This window comes from uncultured Bifidobacterium sp., assembly GCF_959020155.1.
Taxonomy (GTDB): Bacteria; Actinomycetota; Actinomycetes; order Actinomycetales; family Bifidobacteriaceae; genus Bifidobacterium.
In genome coordinates this window covers 84,403-101,359 of record NZ_CAUERC010000001.1, presented here as the reverse complement: position 1 = coordinate 101,359, position 16,957 = coordinate 84,403, and the positions used below count along the sequence as shown (strand labels likewise).

General features: G+C 60.6%; 13 protein-coding genes and 1 riboswitch. Of the genes, 6 read left to right on the top strand and 7 right to left on the bottom strand.

The features are described from left to right. Nucleotides 1-126: 126 nt before the first annotated feature. Complete coding sequence (locus tag Q5H31_RS00460) at nt 127-804, bottom strand: TM2 domain-containing protein (protein WP_008782692.1); 678 nt, start codon at nt 802-804, stop codon at nt 127-129. A 49-nt stretch (nt 805-853) separates the two neighbouring features. On the opposite strand from Q5H31_RS00460, the gene Q5H31_RS00455 reads away from it, so the two are divergent. Then, entirely contained in the window at nt 854-1,219 is a 366-nt protein-coding gene (locus Q5H31_RS00455; RefSeq protein WP_007053231.1) for a phage holin family protein, read from the top strand. Between the two features lie 98 nt (nt 1,220-1,317). Here Q5H31_RS00455 and Q5H31_RS00450 read toward each other — a convergent pair whose 3' ends face one another. The 3 genes from Q5H31_RS00450 to Q5H31_RS00440 all read right to left on the bottom strand — a co-directional run bounded on the left by Q5H31_RS00450 (nt 1,318) and on the right by Q5H31_RS00440 (nt 4,911). Further along, nucleotides 1,318-1,623, bottom strand: a complete 306-nt coding sequence (locus Q5H31_RS00450) for a YhbY family RNA-binding protein (RefSeq protein WP_007053232.1) — start codon at nt 1,621-1,623, stop codon at nt 1,318-1,320. Between the two features lie 71 nt (nt 1,624-1,694). Next, nucleotides 1,695-4,127 carry an energy-coupling factor transporter ATPase gene (locus Q5H31_RS00445; protein WP_302457368.1) on the bottom strand — a complete coding sequence of 811 codons (2,433 nt, stop codon included), beginning with the start codon at nt 4,125-4,127 and terminating at the stop codon, nt 1,695-1,697. A gap of 130 nt (nt 4,128-4,257) precedes the next feature. Then, nucleotides 4,258-4,911, bottom strand: coding sequence for an ECF transporter S component (locus Q5H31_RS00440; protein WP_007053234.1), 654 nt, complete (start codon nt 4,909-4,911; stop codon nt 4,258-4,260). Between the two features lie 6 nt (nt 4,912-4,917). Continuing rightward, nucleotides 4,918-5,069: riboswitch (FMN riboswitch) on the bottom strand. 84 nt (nt 5,070-5,153) lie between these two features. Between Q5H31_RS00440 and Q5H31_RS00435 the strand changes: the two genes are divergently transcribed. Further along, nucleotides 5,154-6,176, top strand: coding sequence for a glycosyltransferase family 2 protein (locus Q5H31_RS00435; RefSeq protein WP_007054002.1), 1,023 nt, complete (start codon nt 5,154-5,156; stop codon nt 6,174-6,176). Nucleotides 6,177-6,217: 41 nt separating this feature from the next. Here the strand turns inward: Q5H31_RS00435 and Q5H31_RS00430 are convergent, their stop codons facing one another. Next, the gene (locus Q5H31_RS00430; RefSeq protein WP_007053236.1) at nt 6,218-7,003 is read right to left on the bottom strand and encodes a nitroreductase family protein; all 786 of its coding nucleotides are present in this window, start codon (nt 7,001-7,003) and stop codon (nt 6,218-6,220) included. A 246-nt stretch (nt 7,004-7,249) separates the two neighbouring features. Between Q5H31_RS00430 and ppgK the strand changes: the two genes are divergently transcribed. From ppgK to Q5H31_RS00415, 3 genes are all read left to right on the top strand, one after another. Then, nucleotides 7,250-8,017: a polyphosphate--glucose phosphotransferase gene (ppgK, locus tag Q5H31_RS00425; RefSeq protein WP_007053237.1), complete on the top strand. Its 768-nt coding sequence runs from the start codon at nt 7,250-7,252 to the stop codon at nt 8,015-8,017. A 268-nt stretch (nt 8,018-8,285) separates the two neighbouring features. Further along, the gene (locus tag Q5H31_RS00420; protein WP_161519619.1) at nt 8,286-9,551 is read left to right on the top strand and encodes a pyridoxal phosphate-dependent aminotransferase; all 1,266 of its coding nucleotides are present in this window, start codon (nt 8,286-8,288) and stop codon (nt 9,549-9,551) included. A 47-nt stretch (nt 9,552-9,598) separates the two neighbouring features. Further along, nucleotides 9,599-10,384, top strand: a complete 786-nt coding sequence (locus Q5H31_RS00415; protein ID WP_007054005.1) for an energy-coupling factor ABC transporter ATP-binding protein — start codon at nt 9,599-9,601, stop codon at nt 10,382-10,384. Between the two features lie 56 nt (nt 10,385-10,440). Here the strand turns inward: Q5H31_RS00415 and Q5H31_RS00410 are convergent, their stop codons facing one another. After that, the gene (locus tag Q5H31_RS00410; protein ID WP_060662278.1) at nt 10,441-10,833 is read right to left on the bottom strand and encodes an aryl-sulfate sulfotransferase N-terminal domain-containing protein; all 393 of its coding nucleotides are present in this window, start codon (nt 10,831-10,833) and stop codon (nt 10,441-10,443) included. Between the two features lie 120 nt (nt 10,834-10,953). Next, on the bottom strand, nt 10,954-13,215 hold the full coding sequence (locus Q5H31_RS00405) for a hypothetical protein (RefSeq protein ID WP_032746912.1): 2,262 nt from the start codon (nt 13,213-13,215) through the stop codon (nt 10,954-10,956). Between the two features lie 97 nt (nt 13,216-13,312). Here Q5H31_RS00405 and Q5H31_RS00400 point away from each other — a divergent pair, with 97 nt between their 5' ends. Continuing rightward, complete coding sequence (locus tag Q5H31_RS00400) at nt 13,313-16,936, top strand: M48 family metallopeptidase (protein ID WP_032684353.1); 3,624 nt, start codon at nt 13,313-13,315, stop codon at nt 16,934-16,936. Nucleotides 16,937-16,957 lie beyond the last annotated feature (21 nt).

Sequence of the window (16,957 nt, the reverse complement as noted above, 5' to 3'; positions counted from 1 at the left end):
ACGGCCGTGTACATGAACTCATGTACACGGCCGGCGTGTCGCATCCCGCTGCGACTGCGGCATCGAGATGATACCTGCAGAGGCGTGGTTGATCAGGGGCCCAATGAACGTGGCCCGAGGTTAGTTTCAGTCTGATAGTTCGTAGCCGTTGGCGTCTTTATGCCACGGTGAGCCGGGCTTGCTGCACAGAATGATGATGCCTTCAACAAAGCCCCAGATGGCGGCTGCGATTGGGCCAAGTCCGAGCAGAATCCAGCCGACAAGCGTCAGCAGCAGCTGGGCCACGGCCTTGCCGGTGTTGCCGAGATAGAAGTTGTGCACACCAAGTCCGCCGAGGAAGATGCCCAACAGGCCGGCAGCCAGCTTGGACTTGGACGATTGCCCCACCGGGGCGGCGGCATACGGAGCGGCGGTGTATTGCGGCTGCGCGTAGGCGTTCGGCTGCTGGTAAGCCTGTCCATAGCCGGGCTGCTGGCCGTAGCCCGCTGCGGGCTGTGCGGGCTGGCCGTACTGCGGCTGGCCGTACTGAGGCTGAGCGTATGCGCCGGCGGGCTGGCCGTATTGCGGTTGCTGCTGGCCGTAGCTTCCGGCGGCGGGTTGAGCGTATGCGGCGGGCTGTGGGGCGCCATAGCCCTGCGGCTGCTGTGCGGCATCTTGGCCGTAAGACGGTTGTGCCGGCTGTGCGGGCTGTGCCGGCTGCGGAACACTGTCCGAACCGTACGGTTGTTGTTGATTATCAGTCATGCGGGTCAGTCCCCTCTCAATCGGGAACGGCAATACCTTCTTACCGTTTCTGCACAACATCATCTCATGTTTTGCCCAATAGTAAAACCTGCCGCGCTACGATTGGGCCATGAGAAGTTTCCTGACCAGCTGGTTGATTATGACTATCGCCGCCGCCGTCATGGTCGCGGTGACTCCCGGCATGACCCCGGTGGGGGAGCCTCCGATTCTCGGCATCGCCGCGTTCGCTTTGTTCATGGCGCTGATTAATGCGTCAATCAAGCCGATTGTGCATCTGATCGCACTGCCGTTTGCGATTCTGTCTCTCGGGCTGGTCACCTTGATTATCAATTGGCTGTTCATGCGACTCGCCAGCTGGCTGGCGGTCAGTCTGTTCGGCGTGGGCGTCTTCGTACACGGTTTCTGGTGGTCGGTACTGGGGTCCTTGGTTCTGACCATTGTTGCGGGAATCGTCGGGTCCATCTTGGATCAGTGACGGTGCTCGCTGGGCGAATATGAGTAATGGCGGTTGGAATCGGACTGATTCCAACCGCCATTACTCATATCAAGCTACGGGATCGAGCGGGGCGAACGCTACTCGCGCACCAAGCGGATATGCTCCACATCGTCGCGCCGGGAGCGACGGAACAGCACGAAACGATTGCCGATGGACTGCACCACTTCGGCGTTCAGCTGCTCGGCAAGCTCGGCGGCGGCTTCCTTGGCGGTCAGGCCAGAACCGTCCTGCACGGCGCACTTGATGAGCTCGTGCTTCTCAATGGTTTCATCGGCCTGATTGACGGCCGACTCGGTCAAATCGTTCTTGCCCACATAGAACAGGGGCTTCAGCGAGTTTGCCATCGCGCGCAGCTGCTTGATTTGCTTCTTGGTCAATGCCATGGGAATTTCCTTACATCTTTCGTATAACCACACCAGCATAGCAACCGGTGCTGTCTGTGCTGTTTGCCGCCCTACAGCGCGATGATGGCGGCGATGTAGGCGATGACGGCGACGGCGAACACGAGATCTTGCGCGGCGATGGTCAGGGCACGCCAGTGGGTGCGGCGGATGCTCTCCTCGTAGCAGCGGGCGTCAAGTGCGAGGCTCAGGTTGTCCGCGTGACGCAACGTGCCGGCGAAAATCGGCACGATAATCGCGCTCATCGCCTTGATACGCTGGGCCAGCGAACCGGTTTCGATGGAACCGCCACGCGCGGATTGGGCGTCGACGATGGCACGGGTCTCGTCGGTCAGCGTTGGAATGAATCGCAATGCCAGACTCATGACCAGCGCGATTTCTTGGGCATGGATACCGAGCCGGTTGAGCGGACTGATCAAGGTGGCGAAGGCGTCGGTCATGGCGGTAGGCGTGGTGGTAGTGAGGAACACCGCGCCCAGAATGATTACCAATGCGAAACGGCAGGCGTACAGCACGGCTATGGTCACGCCCTGATCGGTGATGCTTAGCGGGCCAAGCGCCACCACCGGCGTGCCGGTGCGTACCACAAACAGATTGACCACGCCCATCAGCACCAGCAGGATCAGAATCGGATGAATGGATTCAAGCACCCGTAACGGGTTCAGGCGTGCCGCCGCGATAACGGCCAGGGTGATGGCGATGCCCAGCGCGAGCTGGGTTGGCGTGTTCACCGCGAACATCGTGAACATGGCGGCCAGGAAGCCCACCATCTTCACGCGCGGGTCAAGTCGGTGTATCACTGAGTGCGCAGGGCCGTTGGAGGATACGGCCGGCTCGGTGACGGTGGCCGTGACGGGGCCGCCGGATGCGGGGGCGGCAATCGGCATACGGACCACGCGGTCGGCGATTTGCTCGGCCTCCTCCCGGTCATGGGTGATGATGAGCACGGTCACGCCACGCGATTTGAGCGTGCGCAACAGCTCATGGATACGCTTCTTGGCTTGGGCGTCCAGACTCGCGGTCGGCTCGTCCATGATGAGCACGTCAGGATTGCAAGCCAGCACGCCGGCAATGGCTGCCAATCGTTGTTGCCCGCCGGACAGGTCGAAGGGGGAGCGGTCGGCAAGATGCCCGATATGCAGCAGTTCCAGTGATTCGCGCACGCGGTCGGCTACCTCGGTCTCGCCAAGCCCTTGGTTGCGTGGGCCGTACGCCACGTCCTCGGCTACCGTGTCAGCGAACAGCTGATGCTCTGGATGCTGCATCACGTAACCCACATGCCGGCGCAATTGCGCTAATTGCTTGCGATTCGCCGACTTCGGGCGCACGTTGCGACCGCGCTTGCCGGTCGAGGCCACCGGAACACCGGCCACTTCGATGCTGCCGGCGGTCGGCGCAGTCAGTGCGCACAACATGCGCACCAGCGTCGACTTGCCCGAACCATTCACGCCCATCAGTGCCACGGTTTCACCGCGCGCGATGGTGAACGACAGGTCATCGATAACCGCCCGTTTGGCCGAAGGATAGCGATAGATCAGATGCGAGACGCGAATAATGGGGTTCGTCATATCACCGATGCCATCGGAGAGCAGCGGCAGTTCGGAGCCGTCTTCGCGCTCCCGCTGGCGGGGGCTGTCGTTCGTAGGGCGACTGGGGGCGGCTTCTGTGCCGATACTACCCTCAGTCTCGCTTTGCGAGACAGCCTCCGCTAGCGGGGATCGATTATCGACGGCTGCAGTGATACCAATGATTCGCCCGGCCTCCATGTGCACGATGCGATCGGCATGAACGGTTTCATCTGGATGATGCGTGACATGCACAATAGTGGTGCCGCGCGCCTGCAAATCATCCAAAATGCGCATAACTTCGGCGCGTGCGGATTCGTCCAGCATGGCGGTCGGCTCATCCAATACCAGCATTGCCGGGTTCATGGCCAGCATGCCGGCGATGGCGGCGCGTTGCTGCTGCCCGCCGCTCATACGGGTCGGGTCGGACTGGCGTAAGTTCGCCAACCCCACGGCCTGCAATGAATCAACGATACGCTCGCCGATGAGCTCGCGCTCCAGCCCGAGATTCTCCGGGCCAAAGGCCACGTCATCCTCCAACACGGTGGTGACCAGCTGATCCTCGGGATTCTGGAACACCATACCGATGCCGCGGCGGGCAGCACGATAGGCATCGGCATTCGGGCCGGCTGCGTACACGCGTTGCCCCAGTAACGTCACTTCACCACCGTCCGGCGCGGTCAATCCCGCAATCAGACGGGCTAACGTGGATTTGCCCGACCCGTTCGGACCGACCAAGCATAGGCGCTCGCCGGCATGGACCGTGAGTGAAACGCCATCCAAAGCCCATGAGGTGCCGCGGTCATAGCTGAAACGAATGTCCTTGAGCACGGCGGCGGGGGAGGCAGGCTCGGCGGAAGCGTGAGGTTCGGCAGAATCGTGGAACTCGTCGGCGTCGAAGGAATGGGGTGCAACGGTCATGAAACAGCAATCCGTAACTGATAGGCGAAAACGCAGAATCCCGGCCCGTGCCGGGATTCTGCGTTCTGGTTCTTTGAGTGGTCTTTGAGTGGTCGTTAGTCGTGGCGGGCATCGGCCCGTCTCAGGCCAGTCACTGCTGCTTGGACAGCAGGTTGGAGATCGGCTTGTAGATCAGGAAGGTGATCACGGCGTGAATCGCCATCTTAGCCACGTTGAACGGCAGCAGAATCGGCAGAATCATCGCGGCCACAGCTTGGTAGGTCATGTGCGCGTAAATCGGCGTGACAATCAGGTTGCTCACCAGCGCCACCACGATGGCCAGCACCGCACCCACCAGAATGCCGATGGCGGCACCCTTGCGCGTACGGATCTTACGGTAGATGAACGCGGCCGGCACAGACAGGAACAGCGCCACCAGCACAGCCATCAGCGAACCCCACGGATTGGCGAACATGTGCGGCACAAAGCCGAGCACAGACACGATTGCGGCGGCGGCCGGGCCATACGCAAAGCCGGCAATCAGGCAGACGATGCCGGACGGGTCGTACTTCAGCCAAGTGACCGGCGTAATCGGGAATTCAATGAAGCTGGTGACCATCGCCAGCGCCACGAACAGTGCATACATGGCGATACGGCGCGTGGACCAGCGGCCAGAATCGGCCACACCAGTGGTGTGTGAGCCAAGTTTGGCGCTGGTGCTGGCGGTGGACGTGCTGGCCGAACCCTCGGCCTCGGGTGCCACAGAACGAACAACTTGCATGCGAATACGCGAAGATACACTCATAATGAGCCCTCGTTTCTTCCATCCGGACTATACCGTTGGCTCCGGAATCTCACCGGATCAGCCGCTTGCGCGGGTCGCGGGCTTCCTGCCATCCCCGTTATGAAACCCGGGGTGCAGGTTACCGCCAGTAAGGAATTGCACCTTCCCTGAAACTGACAGGCTTATTCATACGCCATGCGCCGGACGTATGCAACCCGCGTTTCACTGTGCAGAAATTCGTCTTGTGCCGGTCAAGTGCAACAATGGGAGCCATGGCTGAAGTGAAGAAACCCAACAACACCATCGACAAGCTTGCCCTGATCGTCACCACCTACAAACGTCAGCAGTTGCTTGAGACACTGTTCGATTCGATTCTGGCGCTTGAACAGGCACCGTGGCGCATTGTCATCGTGGACAATGAGCAGTCCGATCAGACGGCGGACATGGTCGCTGCGTTTGCCGGCAAGGTGACCGGCCAATGGGGCACCACCGTGGCCGACCAGTCCGGTAACGAAGAACGTGTGGTCTATGCGCCGCAGACCGAGAACCTGGGTGGTGCGGGCGGTTTCTCCGCCGGCGTGGCCAAAGCCTACGAGCTGGGTGCCGCATGGTTCTGGGTGATGGATGACGATGTGGCCGTGCTGCCGGACGCCATTGCCAAGCTGTCCAAGTGGACCGACAAGCACGAGGTGATTCAGGGCTCCCGATTCGACTACGATGGCGGCCCGTTCTACTGGCAGTACGACTTCATTGTGCCGCTGGGCATCCCGAACCCGATTGCGCCCGCCGCATTCGGCCCGGCCGGATACCGAGTGATGGACACGCTGTGCTTCGAAGGCGGCCTGTTCAACCGCCGTGTGGTTACGGAAATCGGTCTGCCGGACCCGCGCTTCTTCATCTACTGGGATGACACGATGTATGGCTACCGCGCCAGCAAGGTCACCAACCCGATTGTGGTGCCCGACGTGATCCTGCGCCGTACGCGCGAAATCGGCAATTGGGATATCGCCGGCGTGCGCCAGCTCAACTCCACATCCGACATGAACCGGTATCACATCATGCGCAACCGCGGATACATGGCCCGGTACTTCATGACCTATGGTGACTTCCGTCCGCTGGTGTTTGGACTGGGTACCGTGCTCACCGCGGCCAAGGAAGTCATTCGCCTGGTGATGGTGGATCGCGAGCACCTCAAGACCGGTTTGGTACAGATTGCCAAGGGCTGGTGGGACTCGCGCAAGCTGATGCACGACCCCACCTGGAAGCCCATGCCGTCGCTGAAGTAGCCGTAGTAGTGGCTCCCCTCTATGAGGGGGGTCACTACAGGTTACTTATGGATGAACAGGCCACCGTCGCCCCAAGCCCACTGGCCTTGGCCGGCACCGATCTGGAAGTGCAGCTTGGCGATGCCCATGTCATTGAACGCGTGATGCTCATCTTCCGCACTCTGATCGATATGCGCGGCGGCGGTATCGTCGGCCGGATTATACGAGAAGGTGATTGGCTGACGGTTCATCGCGCTCGGCGCCTTCATCGCAGCCTCGACGCCGGACTTGAACCAATCCGGAGCGGCCTCGCGCCCCTCATCGCTCATTGTGGCGGTGAACTGCTCATAGGTCTTGGTGGCGCGGTGCGTGCGTTGCGCTTCGCATAGCTCCTCATAGGATTTCGCCTGATAATCCAGATGATTCTTCGGATGCCCGATCACCACACCGAGATACAGCTCCTGGCCAGAGGTGACGCGGCAATGCTTGGCCGCCTCCGCCTTGTCCCATGAGCCGGCGACCCATAAGGTGCCGAGGCCGCGCAACGTGGCCGTGAGCACCATGCGTTCGGCATAGAAGCCGGCACGCTCTTTGGCTTCCTCATCGTTCGCGGGGCCGACGATGGCCAGATAATTCGCCGCATTGGTCAGATGACCTGAAGCATTGGCTTCGGCGAACACCTTGGGCTGGTCGCGCACCAGCTGAATGTTGAGATCGCCGAGTAAGTTGATCGGCTGAAGCGCCATCTCGAGCTGGCGGGCCGTATCGTCGTCGATCGGCTCATCATCGTAGGCGCGTACGGCGGTGCGGATGTTAATTGCATCAATAAGTTGGGTATGTTCTGCCATACCTCCCATTATCGCGCGCGACACAGAGTCAGGCCACCATAGACGCCGATTTTTCCTAGTATGCGAAATCGCATGCATTGCCCATTGTCAGGCTTGAAAAAACGATACGAATAGGGTACGTAGTGACCGGCGACGATGCACACGTTTGCACAATTGGTGTGTAATGGTTTCGTGTTGAGCGTAATTCGCGTTAAACTGGGCGCAACCTTACGAACTGATGAAAACGTATGGAAAGGAAGGTCAACGATGATTGAAACTGCACAGGCTTTCGGTGTTGACATTGGCGGTTCCGGCATCAAGGCCGCACCTGTCGATCTGACCAAGGGCGATTTCGCCGAGCCACGATTGAAGATTCTCACTCCCGAGGTCTCCACTCCTCAGGCCGTGGCCAAAATCGTCAAGCAGCAGCTCGACCACTTCGAAGTGCCTGAATCCGCACCCGTTGGCATCGCTTTCCCCGCGCCGATCAAGCCCGGCCAGAAGCTCGACTTCATGGCCAACCTTGACCAGTCTTGGATTGGCGTGGACGTTACTGAAGTGTTCTCCGAAGCCTGCGGCCGCCCGGTCGTCGTGGTAAACGACGCCGACGCCGCCGGCCTGGCCGAAGTCCAGTTCGGTGCCGCCAAGGGCCAGGATGGTCTGGTCATCGCCACCACACTGGGCACCGGCATCGGCACCGCCTTGATTTACAACGGCGTGCTCATCCCGAACACCGAACTTGGACACATCATCCTGAGCGCCAAGCATCTGGACGCCGAGAAGTATGCCTCCTCCGCGATTCGCGAGAATGAGGAACTGGGCTACAAGAAGTGGGCCAAGCGTCTGACCAAGTACTACGGCCTCATGGAGAAGTACTTCAACCCGGACCTGTTCACCGTCGGCGGCGGCGTGAGCCGTCAGAGCGAAAAGTTCCTGCCGTACGTGGATATCAAGACCCCGATCGTGCCCGCCAAGCTGCGTAACCAGGCCGGCATCGTCGGTGCCGCCTACTATGCCAGCACCAAGCAGCAGTGAGCCAGTGAGCGTGGGTGTGCAGCGCTGACCCGCGAATATGCTTCAGGCCGTCCGACTAGTCGGGCGGCCTTTCGCATTGCATAGGAAAGGTATGCGACGCATTCCCGGGAAAGTTGCGCAAAGTGAGCGTGTATGGAGGTCTGTGGCGACGCGTTCCCGGGAATGTGCCGCGTTTGAGGGTGTGATTCGGGTCCAGAGCGACGCATTTCCGGGAATGTTGCGCGATTGAGAGCGGGACAGGGGGCACCACGCTCTATCGTGGGAGGGTATGAGCGTGCATTTCTCTTCTCGTGTGGATATTTCTGCGCCGAATCCCATTGCGGCGGCCGAGGCGGCAGCCAAGGCAAACGGCATCGCACTCAGCAAACTCAACGATTCCAATCCGACCCGCCACGGGCTGGCACCCGAATTGGTGCCGAGCGTGTATACGGCCGACCCACGTGGACCGCGTGCGGCACGAGAAGCATTGGCCGCATTCCTCAATACGGCAAACGTGGTAGACGCAAGCAGCCCTCAGTTGGCTTCGCCCGCCGCCATCGAGGGCGGGAACGAGCGCCATGCCGCTTTCAACAATGCGAATACCGCCATCGAGGGCGTTGACCCGGACGTCCTGTACTTGCTGAGCTCCACGTCCGAGGCGTATTCGTGGCTGATCAAGTTACTTTGCGATGCCGGCGACGCGGTGCTGGCACCCAAACCCGGCTATCCGCTGATCGAGTCGATTGCACGGCTTGAATGCGTCGACACGGTCGAATACCAGTTGCAATTCGACGGCTCCTGGTTCATCGACATCGCCGAACTCGAGCGGCTGCTCAGCGAGCCCGGTGGCGAACGCATCAGAGCATTGGTGCTCATCAACCCGAACAATCCGACCGGTTCGTACGTAAAACCAACCGAGCGTGCACGTATCGTGACATTGTGCCGTGAGCATGGCATCGCCCTTATCGCCGATGAAGTGTTCTTCGATTACTCTCTCGAACCTTTCCCCGGCAACGCACGGCTCGCAGGGGAGCGCGGCGTGCTCACCTTCGCCCTAGACGGATTCTCCAAAATGCTGGCCGCGCCGCACGCCAAAGTCGGGTGGATTCAGGTGTCCGGACCTGCCGAGGACGTTGCCGAGGCACAGCGTCGACTGGACGTCATCGCCGATGATTATCTGCCGATGAGTGACATCATCGCCGAACGGATTCCCGCATTATTGAACGCCGCGCCTGCACAGACCAGACGGGTGGGGGAACGCGTGCGCAATAACCTGGCCAAGTTGCACGAGTTGCTTGACGCCGATCCCAACGGGCTGGTCAGCGTGCTACGGGCCGAAGGCGGCTGGAACGTGCTGCTACGAGTGCCTTCAGTCATCGATGAGAACGAACTGGTGCTGCGGTTGATTGACGAGCACCAACTCACCGGACAGCCCGGCTACTTCTTCGACATGACTTCCAATGGATACCTGGCCGTTTCCCTGCTACCCGAACCGGACGAATTCGAGCGTGGCATCCGCGCCGTGCTCAATACCGTCGCCGCTTTGCTGCGATAGGCCGGTGTTTGCCGGCCCCACGCCTGTACTCCACGTACAATAGCGGCATGGGATTCTTGTTTAGACCGAAAGAACTGCCACGCCCGGCGTCGCTGACGTTCACTTTGGATCAGGCCGGGCATACGTATGATGATGGGCACGTGGGACTTGCTCCCACGGACATCACCATCAGCGAGCTGCGGGTGGCTGTGATCGGACTGAACGGCGCAGGCAAATCCACATTGCTGGGTCTGCTGGACGGTTCGTTGAAGGCCAACGCCGGCACGGTGACCATTGCGGGCGGTGAGGAACGTCTTGACCCGGCTGTGAAGAAGGACGCGAAGCGCATCGATAATCTGGTCGGCAAAGTTCGCCGCGAGGAGATTCCGAACAGCTTTTACCAAGCGGCGAATATTTCCGAGGCTGTTTCCGAAGCGCTGAAAAAGCACAAGGTGCCCGAGTCAGAACGTCATGCGCGCATCGGCAATCTGTTCGCGCATTTTGATTTGGCGCAGGTCTCCAAGGCCAAGGCCAGCGAACTGGACTCCGAGAAACGGCACCTGCTGGCTATTGCGGCCGCGCTGAGCTTTGAGCCGAGTGCGATTGTGGCGGATGAGCCGAGCAAGGGATTGGATGAGATTGGCGCCGCGCATGTGGCCAAGGCGTTGTTCAGCTACAACAAGCAGGTGATTTTCGCCACGCATGACACGGATATGATCCGCCGGCCCGAATACGCCATCGACCGCGTACTGGTGCTGGACGAGCACGCGGTCGCGTTTGACGGAGCGCCGGCTGAGGCTGTGGCGTTTTATGAGGATCTGATTCGCCGCAAGTATGAGGCTGCGAAGCGGTAGCAGATAGGAATCGGCCGTTGGAGGATTGGCATCGGCCGTGAGGTCGATGCCAATCCTCACGCGAAGTAGAAGCCGCGGAAGCCGTACTGGTAGACGCGGTAGATGTATCCCGAACTGAGCACCATCTTGTACTGTGCCTTGAGGTTGCCGTCGGTGTCGGTGATGGTCAGGGTAATGGTGTTCTTGACCTTGGGGATCAGTCCCAACACCAGAAACTCGTGCTCGGTGGAGGCGATGTCATTGCTCGATACCGTGGTCGTCTGACTCGCCGTGCTGGTACCGCCGACATTGCCGGAACCGTCGGCGTCGCCGGCGGCGGCCTCACGGTATGCGGCGGCCGCCTCATCGCTGGTGATGGCGTTGGCCGTGTAATCCGGGTACCCCTCAGCGGAAACGGTGTAGCTGGAAGACGCGACTACGGACGGCAGTGGACACGGGGAAACCCTCACGACAGTATGGGTAAACGATTAGTGAATTACGTCACATACATTATGCCGCAGGTCTTGGAAAACACCGGCCGGAATGCTGGGAGAATACTGAAGCTTGGCGGGTCGCCGAGCGGTCCGGTCCTATAGCAGGGTGAACCAAGACTGAACCTGATGCCAGAGCGTCGGATTGTTGGCGATCATCGAATCGCTGCGCGACTGCACGAAGCAACTTAGTATGGCTATGCCCAGCGCCCACAATACGGCCAGCATCACGACCCAGCGCATCAGCCAACGCCACGGAGTGACGCGGGCGATGCCATCGCCTGAAGCGGCGTCGTTGGCCCCCGCCAATGAGCGGCTCGGTTCGCGCCCATTGACCAGCCACAGTAGCCCCGGTATGGACGCCAGCGAGATCAGCCAGCCGAAATCGGCGGAATACCGCCATCCCAAACCGCCGACGTGGCTGTCGAATACGACCAGCACCGCCGCCACGGCCAAGCAAGACATCAGCCATGGCCGCATGCCGTGCGTCTCCAATCTGCGCAGCAGGGGTAGCGCCAAAGCCATCAAGGTCAGTGGCGTGGCCGTGAAAATCGCGCCGACCATCACCTCGTAATAGCCCCATTGCGGCATCGGGGCGGGAGAGCCCGCCAGCCACGGGAAACGATCCATGAAGCGCAGCGGCAGGAACAGGTAATACCAGATGTTGGCGGGCATATCCGCGGACGGGGTGGTATGCCGGGTCATATCGGATATGGAGAACTGATACGCATTGCCGAAATTGAACGGGGAATCGAACCGAACCATGTTCCATGTCATCAGAGGCGTCACGACGAGAATGGCGGGGATGATTACCGCCAGCGGCGCGCGCAACGCCTGCAACGGCTTGATACGGCGTGTGCGCAGACCGGTGCCCAGCGCGCGAATCTGCGGCCAGAACAGGGGGAACGCAAGCAATGCGGTCAAGGTGAACGTCGGTCGGCATCCGAAATTCGCCGCAATGCACAAGGCGCCCAAGGCCAGTCGTGGCAGGGAGAGAGGCTTGGCGTCGCCCGCCTGCCATCGGTCCGATGGTCTCAGCGGACGGCGGGACGTGTCCGCGCCGAGCCATAGCCATAGTCCCAGCGAAGTCAACGTCAGCGATGCGGCGAACGGTATCTGATAGAAGTTCGTGCGATACAGCAAATACCCCACTTGCGCGCTCACCAACGATGAGACCACTACTAACGACGCGGCCGCCACCGAAGTCTTCGGCATCACGCGATGGATGACGCGCAGCACCAGCAAGGAGAAGAAGATGATGAACAGCAGCACGAGAATATACTCGGCGGCGGATGTCGGCAGATTATGACCGGTCAGCAGACGATAGGGGACGAACAGCAGCACTGCGGGCAACACGCCAAAATAGGAATACCAGTGACCGTCATAATACGCGTAATCCCAGTAGAGCGGACTGGCTCCATTGGCGAGTAGCTGGGCACGTGTGGCTACGTCATAGGGGTGCTCGGTGGCGGCCAGTTGTTCGGGAACCGGCAAGTCGAGCCAGGGCCGGCCGGCGACCAGCGCATCGGCCACATGCCCATACTGGTCGAAATCATAGGTGTAATCGCCGGAAACGTGGAAGACGAGCGGAGACGCGTACCACAGTTCGTGGATGATGGATGCGCCGATAAGCAGGGTAGGAATCGCCATAAGCCCCACGAAAGCAAGTCGTTGCCGAGTGCTGGACGGGTCAAGCGTGATACGCCACAGGTGCGATCCCGGCCTCCAGACGGCAATCATCAGCAACACCAAGGCCATGGCGAGCACGCGCATCCAATTGATGACGAACGGTACGTGCACGTTGGCGCGGGAGTCGGTGACCGGTACGATCGCGCCGCGCTCTTCCTGAATCCAAATACGCACGATGCCGGCACCCGGTGCCTTGACATAATGGCTGCGAATAGCGTCGGGATTCATCGACTGGGCCTGGCCGGTGATGCCATCGACATCCGCGCGCACATGAATGGTCGCCAGCGGTTTGAAGACTTCCTTATCGTCGTTCGCTTCGGATTCGGCCTCGGCCTGCTCACGGGCCTTATCGATGACCTTGCTGCTCGCGGTATCGATGCGTAGGTAATCCGACGTGCCGTCCGCGGTCAGTTCAAGATAGGCCTTGGTCGGATCGGTGACGGTCAACATGCCATCATTCCGGCGCGTGAGACCCGAACCCAGCGTGTTATGCACGGCGTTCGTATCCGTGCTCGCTCCGAGCGTACGCCAGAACGGCAGGTTGAACACGATGCACTCCATGGCGGCGATGGCGGCGATGGCGGCCAGCAAGGCGATCAGCAGGCGCACCAAACGCAGCCGGTGCCGGGTATCCGGACGGCTGGGCAGGCGCCGTTCATGATTCGACGGCATCGGACGATCTGCGCGAGTGTGGTCTATGGAATGCACGCATTTATTCTATAGGCTTTATTCGGGCTTGATGTCGGGCAAACAAGAGACAATGTGAATCATGCCAAAACGTACATCGGACCATGGGAAGCACAACCGCACGCCACTGCTGGGCGGACTGAAGGATTCGATGAACGCGCTCGCGGCCGATCTGGGACTATCCAAGCCGAAGAAGCACGATACGAATCCGTTCGGCGATGCCTTGCAGGAGACCAGTGAGCGTAAAGGCGGCATTATCGACGAACTGACTCGCCATGCAGTGGCGCTGAGTCCTGTAATCAAGCGACGCACCTTCCCCGAATTGGAGAACGTGCCGGAAGGGCTGGTGCTTGGATGGGCGCAGCTGCCCTCCACCAGAGGCCGCGGCTTCTCGCTTGGCATTTTCCCCGACCGCGATCATTTTGCGCAGGTGGCGTTCGCCGATACGCATGGCCGCGTATTCGTGGGCACCGACCCCGACATGGACGTGCAGGATATGCAGGCGCGATTTATGTTCGGCAAGGAAAAAGAAGTGACATTGCCGGACGGTGAGCGGCTGGGCGAAAGCGACGAGCCTCGTTCACGTTCCGGTTTCTCCCGTACAGACCGTGGCCTGGGAAGTGCGCTGCATCATGGGCGTGGTTTGGGGCGTGGCCTTGGTCATGGTGCTGACGGTGTGAAGGCCATTACCGGTGGCGTGGTGGGGCGTGACGACACCGGACGCATGACGTGGCTCGCCTCATGGCTCAAGGCCGGCAACCGGTACACGCTTGAGCAGATGCGTGCCAATCTGCCGCCTGCGATGCGTCATGATTTGGAATACCGCGATGCCATTACCATCGCGTTCTTCGCCACGTATATGTTGCCGCAGATCAATGGTCTGCTCATCGGATTCGGTTCCGGCAATATCTTCCGCCGTCTCAACCGTGAGGCGCCAATCGGTGCGATTCGCCGTTCGGTGCGTGACACTTTGGCGGCACGTGCCCACGGCATGCGGGCCTCCGGTCTGGAGGATCATTTCGCCGATCTGATGCGCGAAGCCGGCGCTCTCGACACCACGCCGGGACTGGAAGCGGTGCATGGCGCCGAACCATTGCACCTGTACACCTCGACGTATTCGAGCGGCTATTTCTTTACGTGGGATAAGTCCTTGGCATTCGGGCAGGCGCTGAAATCCTTGAAGATCGAAGGCAACCTCAACCGATTCGCTGCGGTGAGCGCTTGGTTGGAGCGCAACGCTTCCTTGGGACGCAACCCTACGGAAGATACGGTGACCCGTGCCGAGGCCGCGCAAATCGACATGAAACTCATCGAAAACCCTGCGATTATGGCGCTTGACCCGTATGATGGCGAGCAGGAGCGTCGGGCCGTGCTGAGCCTGGTCGATATCGCCGCACGCACGGCTGGACAGATTCGCAGTGAATTCCCCGATCCTCGAGATGTGCTGACCCAGCAGAACGTGCCGGATTCGGGTGTGACGAATGCTGCGGGCGCTGAAAGTACTGAGAGTGCTGAGGGCGCTGTAGAACGGACCGATAAGAGCGACACCAACACTCAAGCCGCTCGTCCTTCGTATTCGCCGGCGAGGAGCGACGAATGGGTGTATCGTCAGACCCTCTCTTCACTGTTGCGCCGGTTACGGTTGCCGTATCGGTTTGACGTGGAGTTCCGGTCGCGCTTGGATTCGGGTGAAGTGGCCATTGGCTTCACCACCGCCGGCACCTCGATGATGCCCGATAGCCGGTATGACACCACTCGACGTACGTGGCGTGCGCTGAGTAGCGCCGAACGCGCGTCAATGAGCGCCGCCTACAACCTGCGTGTCGGCCTGATGATGGCCGCGCTGAGTTTCGGCACCAGCGAATCCGTGCGCCAGGTGTCGTTGCACATCGATTCCATTGGTCTTGAAGAGGCGATTGCCGAACAGGATTCCGCCATCGAGGCGATGATGAGCGAGGCCCTAAGCGCCTTCGAACATCTACGCAGTGGCGATTTGGGGCGTGTGGGTTCCAAAGCCGACCCCAAAGATGGTGATTTCCATGGCGACCCGACCCGCCCCATCACCCATGAGGAGACGTTCGGGCAGACGGCGTCCGGTGACGAACGCGGCACGGCCGGGGGAGCAGGCAACGGTACCGGACCGTCTGCGGATGCTACGGATCAGGCCGCGGCCGAATCTGCTGACGCCGATGGCGCTGCGTCCATCGATTCGCAGTTCGAAGACCTGATGAAGGGCATCGATATCGACGAAATGGCGTTCGGCATGCCGGACGATACCGGCGCAGGCGACGACCTGGGCGGTATCGGCGGCGAGGGCGTCGGCACTGACGGTGCTGATGGGGCCGCCGGCATGGACGATGATCCGATGAGTGTGCTGCGCCGCAATCCCACCGTGCGCAATATGGTCACCGTCACCTTCACCCGTGATGCCTTCCTCAAGCGACTGGACACCGCTGGGCTTGACAATCCCGAGGAAACCTACCGCATGTTCGGTGCCGTGATGGACGTGGACGGCGAAGGTGGTCTGAAACCCATCAGCGCCGACTTCGACTTGGCGGACAGCCGGTTCTCTCCCACCGGATCCCAGGAGGAGCCCGAACTGGCCGACCGTCAATTCAGCCCGGCGACCGCTCACGTGCTGGGCGCACAGAATAGTGCCGGACTGGCTATCCAGCGAGTGGACCTGCTGCAGCATGGCGTCAACGAATTCCACGATATCGCCAGGAACACGTCGCTCGGCTCCGTGGAAAAGGCCCAGCGAGCCATGCAGGTCATCGAATCGATATGCGATCCCGAACTGACCGATTTGGCCTCTCAGGTCACCAGTGCGTTGATCGATGGCAAGGACACGCCGGACTTCACGTTCACGCTTGCCGACGATCTTGACAAGGAGCGTCTGCGCGCCCGAGACATGCTGTTCTCGGGCCAAGCCGATCAGGCCATCGAAGCGGCCGAAGCGGCCGTGGCCCATTTGGACCAGGTGTATGCGGCAGGCCATGGCGTACCTCGATACTTCAACTCCTATGCCGAGCGCGTGGTCTACAACCGGCTGTTCGCCACATTGGACGAGCGTACGGTGCTTATCCCGGACAATCTGTTCTACGCGCACATGGAGCTGGCTGACGTGTTGAGTCAGATCAAGGGTGCCGAGGCGGCCATCCCGCATCTCAACCGTATGGTGGCGTACGCGCCCGCCTACCCGCTCTCACATCTGAAGCTCGCCATTCAACTGGCCCGCAATGAGGATTGGGATTCGGCACGCGCCGCCTGCCTGAATGCTCTGCGCGTGGCCTTGGACCGCGACGATGCCGCGTTCGCCTATTACCGGTTCGCGTACGCCGAATGGATGCTTGACCGGTTCGACACAGCCGCCGCAGCCTACATTATGAGCGATCACATCGCTCCCGGGGCCATTGGTTCGCTGGAAAGCGAACTGCAGGAACTGGTTTCCCGTGCGGACTCGCAGTGCATACCGGTGCCTGAATCGGTGGAGGCCGCCGCCCATGTGCTTGCCACGCATGATCTGCCGGTCTGGCCGCATATCGAAGTGGCTGACATCGTGCGTGACGCCGCTCGCGTGTGCGTGGATGAGGACATGTTCGTGCCGGCCCGCACGCTCTCGGTGGCTGTGGCCCGCATGAATGACGGCGAAGGCGATAACATCGACATCATCCAAGCCCAGTTCCTGCGCTCGCTATCCGCGTAGCCGCCTGAGGGGAGTTGACGG

Coding starts and splice junctions, on each gene's coding strand:
- Q5H31_RS00460 (WP_008782692.1), bottom strand. CDS start 804: ATGTTGTGCAGAAACGGTAAGAAGGTATTGCCGTTCCCGATTGAGAGG.
- Q5H31_RS00455 (WP_007053231.1), top strand. CDS start 854: ATGAGAAGTTTCCTGACCAGCTGGTTGATTATGACTATCGCCGCCGCC.
- Q5H31_RS00450 (WP_007053232.1), bottom strand. CDS start 1,623: ATGGCATTGACCAAGAAGCAAATCAAGCAGCTGCGCGCGATGGCAAAC.
- Q5H31_RS00445 (WP_302457368.1), bottom strand. CDS start 4,127: ATGACCGTTGCACCCCATTCCTTCGACGCCGACGAGTTCCACGATTCT.
- Q5H31_RS00440 (WP_007053234.1), bottom strand. CDS start 4,911: ATGAGTGTATCTTCGCGTATTCGCATGCAAGTTGTTCGTTCTGTGGCA.
- Q5H31_RS00435 (WP_007054002.1), top strand. CDS start 5,154: ATGGGAGCCATGGCTGAAGTGAAGAAACCCAACAACACCATCGACAAG.
- Q5H31_RS00430 (WP_007053236.1), bottom strand. CDS start 7,003: ATGGCAGAACATACCCAACTTATTGATGCAATTAACATCCGCACCGCC.
- ppgK (WP_007053237.1), top strand. CDS start 7,250: ATGATTGAAACTGCACAGGCTTTCGGTGTTGACATTGGCGGTTCCGGC.
- Q5H31_RS00420 (WP_161519619.1), top strand. CDS start 8,286: ATGAGCGTGCATTTCTCTTCTCGTGTGGATATTTCTGCGCCGAATCCC.
- Q5H31_RS00415 (WP_007054005.1), top strand. CDS start 9,599: ATGGGATTCTTGTTTAGACCGAAAGAACTGCCACGCCCGGCGTCGCTG.
- Q5H31_RS00405 (WP_032746912.1), bottom strand. CDS start 13,215: ATGCCGTCGAATCATGAACGGCGCCTGCCCAGCCGTCCGGATACCCGG.
- Q5H31_RS00400 (WP_032684353.1), top strand. CDS start 13,313: ATGCCAAAACGTACATCGGACCATGGGAAGCACAACCGCACGCCACTG.